Annotated in this window: 8 protein-coding genes; all 8 read left to right on the forward strand. The window is 38.6% G+C overall.

All coding sequences use genetic code 11. From position 1 onward, the window contains the following. Positions 1-15 precede the first annotated feature (15 nt). The 8 genes from JXR81_00145 (at position 16) to hydG (ending at position 6,407) form a co-directional block, all read left to right on the forward strand. A complete protein-coding gene (locus JXR81_00145; protein ID MBN2753250.1) occupies positions 16-309 on the forward strand; it encodes a hypothetical protein in 294 nt (97 codons plus the stop codon). 116 nt (positions 310-425) lie between these two features. After that, positions 426-1,433, forward strand: coding sequence for a methyltransferase domain-containing protein (locus tag JXR81_00150; protein MBN2753251.1), 1,008 nt, complete (start codon positions 426-428; stop codon positions 1,431-1,433). A 17-nt stretch (positions 1,434-1,450) separates the two neighbouring features. Further along, positions 1,451-2,881: a PP2C family protein-serine/threonine phosphatase gene (locus JXR81_00155; protein ID MBN2753252.1), complete on the forward strand. Its 1,431-nt coding sequence runs from the start codon at positions 1,451-1,453 to the stop codon at positions 2,879-2,881. Positions 2,882-2,897: 16 nt separating this feature from the next. Next, complete coding sequence (locus JXR81_00160) at positions 2,898-3,449, forward strand: hypothetical protein (protein ID MBN2753253.1); 552 nt, start codon at positions 2,898-2,900, stop codon at positions 3,447-3,449. Further along, positions 3,440-3,793, forward strand: coding sequence for a hypothetical protein (locus JXR81_00165; protein MBN2753254.1), 354 nt, complete (start codon positions 3,440-3,442; stop codon positions 3,791-3,793). The genes JXR81_00160 and JXR81_00165 overlap by 10 nt, the downstream gene beginning before the upstream one ends. A gap of 18 nt (positions 3,794-3,811) precedes the next feature. Beyond that, the gene (locus JXR81_00170) at positions 3,812-4,456 is read left to right on the forward strand and encodes a GGDEF domain-containing protein (GenBank protein ID MBN2753255.1); all 645 of its coding nucleotides are present in this window, start codon (positions 3,812-3,814) and stop codon (positions 4,454-4,456) included. A gap of 233 nt (positions 4,457-4,689) precedes the next feature. After that, positions 4,690-4,950, forward strand: a complete 261-nt coding sequence (locus JXR81_00175) for an iron-only hydrogenase system regulator (protein ID MBN2753256.1) — start codon at positions 4,690-4,692, stop codon at positions 4,948-4,950. Between the two features lie 35 nt (positions 4,951-4,985). Beyond that, the gene (gene hydG / locus JXR81_00180) at positions 4,986-6,407 is read left to right on the forward strand and encodes a [FeFe] hydrogenase H-cluster radical SAM maturase HydG (GenBank protein MBN2753257.1); all 1,422 of its coding nucleotides are present in this window, start codon (positions 4,986-4,988) and stop codon (positions 6,405-6,407) included. Positions 6,408-6,803: the final 396 nt, after the last annotated feature.

Genomic DNA, 6,803 nt, shown 5'->3' on the forward strand with positions numbered 1-6,803 from the left:
AAAAAGGAGAGCTGCATGGATATTAATCCCGGTAAAAATGAAGATGAAAAACAGCCAAAGATAAGGAGTATAAATGAAGAGTTTGAGATAACAGACGGCGCGATTATAATAAGAAGCAGGGATATTGATTCCAAAGTCCTGGCAAAGGTAATGTTTAAAGAGATTCAGGGGATAAAAATTAAACCTGCAGGTACGTTATATGACGGTGAAGTGGTGTTTGATATCACAGGCGGAAAAAGCCTGAAATTTTCCATTAAGAAATATCAGCAGGAAGATTTTGAAATTTTAAAAACAAATATCAGGAAATAATTATTTTGTCAGAAATTTGACTTTTGACGTTTTATGCTGTATCTTTTCTTCAAGGGGAAAAATTCTAAAAATATTTTCTAAAACTCCCGCAATAACAGTATTAAAAGGGGGCTATTATGGAAAATGCGTCAAATGTATCAAAGGAACACCTGAATGAAATGGTTACCACTCTGTACGAATCCTGGAAAGGGTCTTTAATCACGGCGGGGCTTAATTCCGGTATATTTGCATCTATGAATTATAATAACCCTGTAACTATTGATTTTCTTGCTGAAAAAATGGATTATGACAGGGATAAACTTGATAAGTGGTTTTATTATTGTGCCGGCGCAGGGCTTGTAAGCAGAGTTGATGGCGGTTATATTTTATCCCCGAAATGCCATGTTTTTATGCCTGATTCCCCGTTTAAGGATATTGTAGGGTTTATGAGGTTAAACGACTTTTTTATGCGGTCGGTTGTTGAAGCTCAGCACAGCTTTAAAAAAGGCAGCAGCCTTGATAAACTGACAGAAGGCAAGATAACAAGGAACTATCAGCCAAGCGTAAGTGATAACTTATCAGCGGAATTGATAGAATATTTCAAGCAGTATAATATGGGCGGTGAAGATACGGTACTGGATGTGGGGTGCGGGATAGGTGCTTTTGCAAGGGCTGTGCTAAAAAATATACCAACACTTAAAATAACAGGTTTAGATCCGAATCTTTTTGCCATTGAATGGGGGCGTAAAGAAAACCGGGAAAAAGGCCTGGGGGAAAGGCTGAAAATGGTGGTAGGCGACGCGGTTGATGATATAGGCGAGTACGCTGATAAATCATTTGATTGGGTTATAGCGGTAAACCTTTTTCACTTTTTTCCCGTACAGCACAGGGCAAAACTTATGGAAAACATGATTAGAATAGCTAAAAAAGGGGTTTTCTTTACCGAGACCGTTATTGAAAAATCTAAACTGGCCCTTGCGGCAGACCCATTAATGTCATTATTATGGAATGATTTTACCGGTTTTTTCAGGGAATCAGATGTGGAAACTATTAATAAAAAATTAATTGAGGCACATCCTGAAGTAAAAGCGGAAAAGCATCTTATTCTTCAGAATTCAACGTACCTTATGACTTTTATAAAATAATTAAAAAGGAAGCGGTTATGAGTCAAAGGAAAAAGGTGTTTCCGATAGTGGATGATATTCTAAGCTCCGGGGTTAAACGGGGGGACGATATACAGAGAATACGCCTTATACGGCAGGTGAACGGATTAAATCTATTTTTCATTTTTGTTGCCGCAAGCGTGACACTGATTTTTTCAATTATCACATCTTCACCGGAACTTAAAATAATACAGGGAATAGCGACCGTATTATACGCGACAAGCCTGTATATCAATTCAAAAGGAAAACTTAAAACCGCTTCAAATATGACGATGTATGTATTTGAAGTGCATATATTTGGAGTTATGCTGCTTACAAACGGCTGGCACAGCGCTGCGATAACGCTGATTATTCTCTATCCGTTAATGGCCGCGCTGCTGGAAGTATCTATAAGAAATCATCTGTTAATAGGCCTTGGGCAGGCCGCGGTACTTTTTATAATTCACAGTTATATGCCTGGGCTTGATTCATATCTTATCTATAAGAGTAATGTCGGTGAGGATGCGGTATTTGTATTAAGTGTTATGGCTGTCACCTATACCCCTGTCATGGCGGCTGTTATAATAGGTATAATATTCAAAGAGAACATTCTTGCAAGGAAGAAACAGAAAGAAATGCTTGTGGAAATATCGGATGTAAACAGGCAGCTTGAATTGTACGCTACGCAGTTAAAAGATGAAACCCAGAAACTGAAAGCGGAAGTCAGCATCGCAAAAAAGATTCAGACAATGGTTCTGCCGTCGGTGGAAGAAATTAAAGAGATTAAAGACCTTGATATATCCTGCATAATGAGAACGGCAACAGAAGTTGGCGGCGACTATTATGACATTATAAAGATAGATGGGACTATTACTATAGGTATAGGCGATGTAACCGGGCATGGGCTTTCAAGCGGGCTTATAATGCTTATGGCGCAGACCGCTGTAAGGACTCTGGCTGAAATGAAGGTAAAAGAACCAAGCCTTTATCTTTCGCTGTTAAATAAGATATTGTACGCGAATATCAGCAGGATAAAAGAAGACCGAAGCATGACGATGATTATTATTACTTACATCAATAACAGGTATTATATTTCCGGCCAGCATGAATCTGTGGTCATATGCAGAAAAAACGGCGATATTGAAGTTATAGATACAATGGAAAACGGTTTTTATGTGGGTATGACTCTTGATGTGCCGGATATATATAAAAATATGGAGCTTGTCCTTGAAAAAGACGATGTTATGTTCCTGTATTCTGACGGCGTCACAGAGGCGGAGAATAACAATAAAGAGCAGTTTGGAATGAACAACCTTTGTGATACGTTAAAGAAATACCATGAATTAAGCGCGGAGAAAATTAAAGAAAAATTCATTAAAGATTTATATAACTATATGGGAGAAACGGAAATTTATGATGATATATCAATCGTGGTAATAAAACAGAAATAAAAGGGGGTACAAGAAAATGAAAATTGGAGATTATCTGGAAATTCCTGAAACAAAAAAAGTTATTCTGCTTAAACTGACGCATGCCGACCTTCTTAAGATATGGAAAAGGTGCGGTTTAACAGCCAATTACGGCGCAAGTTATCTGGTATCGTCATGCCCGGAAAAGAAAGATGTAATGAATTCGGTTTCCATGATATTAAACGAACTTCTTGAAAACGCGGCAAAATATTCGGATGAAGAGATGGGAAGCATAGAGCTTACAATCACTCTTTCGGGAGAATCGGCGATACTTCAGGTTGATAACATAATTGACGAGCATAGGTACATGATTTTCAGAAAATTTGCCGATAAAATAACAAATTGTAATGACGTAAATTCCATGTATATGGAAAGGCTGCAGTCTTTTGGTGAAGATGACGGGATGAAATCAGGGATAGGCCTTTTGACGGTATTAAGCTTTTTTAATCCTAAAATGGGTTTTATGTTTCAGCCCCTTAAGGAGTCAAATAAATATAAGGTATCGGTTCAGGCTGCGATGCCGATAGAAGGGGCTGCAACATGCAGATAAAAGGAGAAGATTATTCAATTATATTTGATGACAAACTTAATACCGTTAATTTTAACGGCTCCCTGCGGCTGGAAAATATGGGGGAATATAAAGCTATTGAACAGTTTCTTCTTGATGTTCATGAGCTTAACCTTCCGTTTTTGAACCTTGATTTTAAAGAAGTTGATTTTTTAAACAGTTCCGGAATAGCCATGCTTTGCAGATTTATAATGGATGTGAAAAAACAGAATAAAATGCCTGTTATAGTTACCGGAAACGACGATATTTTATGGCAGAAAAAGTCATTCGCGAATCTTAAACTGCTCTGGGATAAAGTGGAAGTTAAATTCGGACGGGCGCAATAATTAAAAAGGGGAAAAGTTGTGGGTGATGAAGAAAACATAAAAAAAACGGATGAAATACGGGAAGAACTGGAGTTATTAAAAAAAGAGAATGAAGACCTTAAGCTTCTGTATGATACTATTGTCAAACATGCCACAACTCTTGAAAATGACCTTGAAAAAAAGCTGCGCGAGATAACGGTTATGTCGGTAACTGATTCGCTTACAAATATATTTAACCGCAGAAAGTTCACGGACAGCCTTCTTCTTGAAGTTTCAAATGGCCTTAAAAATGGTACGCCTTTGGCGTTGATTATATTTGATATAGATAACTTTAAGCAGATAAATGATAAATACGGCCACGATTACGGGGACTTTGTACTTGTTACGTCTGTAAGTATAATAAAAAAAGTCCTTTTAAAGAACTCGATTTTTGCCAGGTGGGGCGGCGATGAATTTACAATTCTGCTGCCGGGAACCAATGCCGCGCAGGCTGTAAAAATAGCGGAAGCTGCCAGGGAAGAACTCCACACTCACTACCTTAATATTCACAGGGAAGTGTCGTGCAGTTTTGGCGTGACGGAACTGCTTGGCACTGATAATGTAAAAAGCTTTATTGTAAGGGCGGATAACGCACTGTATGACGCCAAGAATAACGGCCGCAACAGCGTAAAGTGCTTTACCTAACAAGTCCGAATTCCTGTATTGACATATCACTAAAAAGGTAGTATTTTATATTTAATGATGAACCGAAAGGTTTAATGCCTGACGGTAAATCTTAAAATTTAAAAAAGTCATTGTGCTAAGTTTAAAGGGCTAAAGCCCAATAGCGAAGGCAAGATAATAGAAAATTATAACAATATTATCCCCGCGCTTCGGCACGGGGATTTTTTTTTATATAATCTTACAAGGAGGTTATTGTGGATACAAGGATTGCTGTGGTTAGCATAATAGTTGAAGAACCTGCTGTTTCTGAAGAACTTAATGCGATAATACATGATTATAGGGATTATGTAATAGGCAGAATGGGAATACCTTACCGTAAGCAGAATATTTCAGTAATAAGTCTTGTTATGGATGCTCCAAATGACATTATAAGCGCTTTTTCCGGAAAAGTGGGCATGCTTAAAGGTGTAGCCGCAAAAACCGCTTATTCAAGAGTTATTAAAAACAATAATTAACCCTTTTAAGGGAAAAATCATACGAGGTGAGAAAGATGTATAATCCAAAATCAAAAGACGCAAATGAATTTATTGATAACAATGAAGTTATGGAATCTCTTGAAGAGGCAAAAAAACTGGTTAAGGACAGCGGATGTATCAGTCAGATTCTTGAAAAAGCCGAAACCTGCAAAGGGTTAACGCACAGGGAAGCCGCCGTTCTGCTTGAAGTTGACGATGATGAAACCCTTGAAAAAATGTATAAGTCCGCGAAGAAAATAAAAGAAAAAATATACGGCAACAGGATAGTTTTGTTTGCGCCCCTTTATCTTTCCAATTATTGCGTGAATAACTGTAAATACTGCGGCTATAAATGTACCAACAAGATAGACAGGCTTCAGCTGTCGCAGCAGCAGCTAAGGGAAGAAATTATAGCGCTGGAAGGAATGGGGCATAAGCGGCTTTTATTGGAAGTGGGTGAGGATGATGAAAAATGCCCGATAGATTATGTGCTTGAATGTATTAAGACAATTTACGCCGAAAAATTTGAAAATGGCTCTATCAGAAGGGTTAATGTGGATATTGCCGCGACAACTGCTGAAAATTACAGAAAATTAAAGGATGTGGGAATAGGGACATATCTTCTTTTTCAGGAAACCTATCACAAACCGACATATCTTGACATGCATAAAGGCCCCAAGCAGAATTATGAATGGCACACGGAAGCAATGGACAGGGCTATGATAGAAGGCGGAATAGATGACGCCGGAATCGGCGTGCTTTATGGTTTATATGACTACCATTATGATACGGTTGCTTTAATAATGCATGCCGAACATATGGAAGCCGCGGCCGGGGTCGGTCCGCATACAATATCTTTTCCGCGTTTATTGCCCGCGGAAGGTATTGATTACAACAGTTTTCCATATCTTGTAAAAGACAGAGATTTTAAGAAATTAGTGGCGGTAACCCGCCTGGCAGTGCCTTATACGGGTATGATACTTACCACCAGAGAAAGCGCGGAATTTCGTAAGGAACTTCTGGATGTGGGATTCTCTCAGATGAGCGCGGGTTCAATAGTCGGGGTGGGTGGATATGCAAAGCGTGTTAAGGAAGAGCGCAACAATGAAAAGCCGCAGTTTGATGTTGCTGACCACAGAAAACCAATTGATGTTATTAAAAGCCTTGTACGTGACGGGTATGTTCCAAGTTACTGCACGGCGTGTTACCGCGAGGGGCGCACGGGCGACCGCTTCATGCCGCTTGCAAAATCAGGGCAGATTGGGAATTTCTGCCTGCCAAACGCGCTTTTAACTTTTGAAGAGTATTTAAAAGACTACGCCGATGAAGAACTTAGGGTAATGGGAAAAGAGCTTATAGACAGGGAAATACAGAACATTCCGGACGCCAGAAGGCGGAAAAAGGCGCTTTATTACCTTGAACGCATCCGCAAAGGCGACAGGGATTTGAGGTTTTGAAATACAGTTAAAACGGAATTGTGAAAATACAGAATAAAAAAGCTTATTTTAATATAATATCATTATAATATCACCCGCTTTCATATAGACGCAGCGGTTACGGATACTGATTAATTTTTAAATTACGCAAAGGCCTAAAAAACAAACTGATAGACGGTATCCTTATTGCCATAATATCCAAAGATTTCCTTAATTTGAAGATTCTGTGTTTATATAACTTGGTGTATGAAAATCAAATCCCGATAGTCTTTGAAGGGGACGTTAATAACAGCAATTAGATTTAATATTCCCCCGCGTTTTAGCTGCTTTCGATACTGTCAAGTATTGTGTGTAATTAAAAAGATTCATAAAAGGGGTTCTCTCCTGTAGTTGCCAGATTTCTTTCTAAAATAAGCA

Source organism: Candidatus Goldiibacteriota bacterium (assembly GCA_016937715.1).
GTDB lineage: Bacteria > Oederibacteriota > PGYV01 > PGYV01 > PGYV01 > PGYV01.

What these genes read in the sequence shown, in the direction of transcription:
- JXR81_00150 (MBN2753251.1), top strand. Translation starts at nt 426, where the DNA reads ATGGAAAATGCGTCAAATGTATCAAAGGAACACCTGAATGAAATGGTT.
- hydG (MBN2753257.1), top strand. Translation starts at nt 4,986, where the DNA reads ATGTATAATCCAAAATCAAAAGACGCAAATGAATTTATTGATAACAAT.
- JXR81_00165 (MBN2753254.1), top strand. Translation starts at nt 3,440, where the DNA reads ATGCAGATAAAAGGAGAAGATTATTCAATTATATTTGATGACAAACTT.
- JXR81_00145 (MBN2753250.1), top strand. Translation starts at nt 16, where the DNA reads ATGGATATTAATCCCGGTAAAAATGAAGATGAAAAACAGCCAAAGATA.
- JXR81_00155 (MBN2753252.1), top strand. Translation starts at nt 1,451, where the DNA reads ATGAGTCAAAGGAAAAAGGTGTTTCCGATAGTGGATGATATTCTAAGC.
- JXR81_00160 (MBN2753253.1), top strand. Translation starts at nt 2,898, where the DNA reads ATGAAAATTGGAGATTATCTGGAAATTCCTGAAACAAAAAAAGTTATT.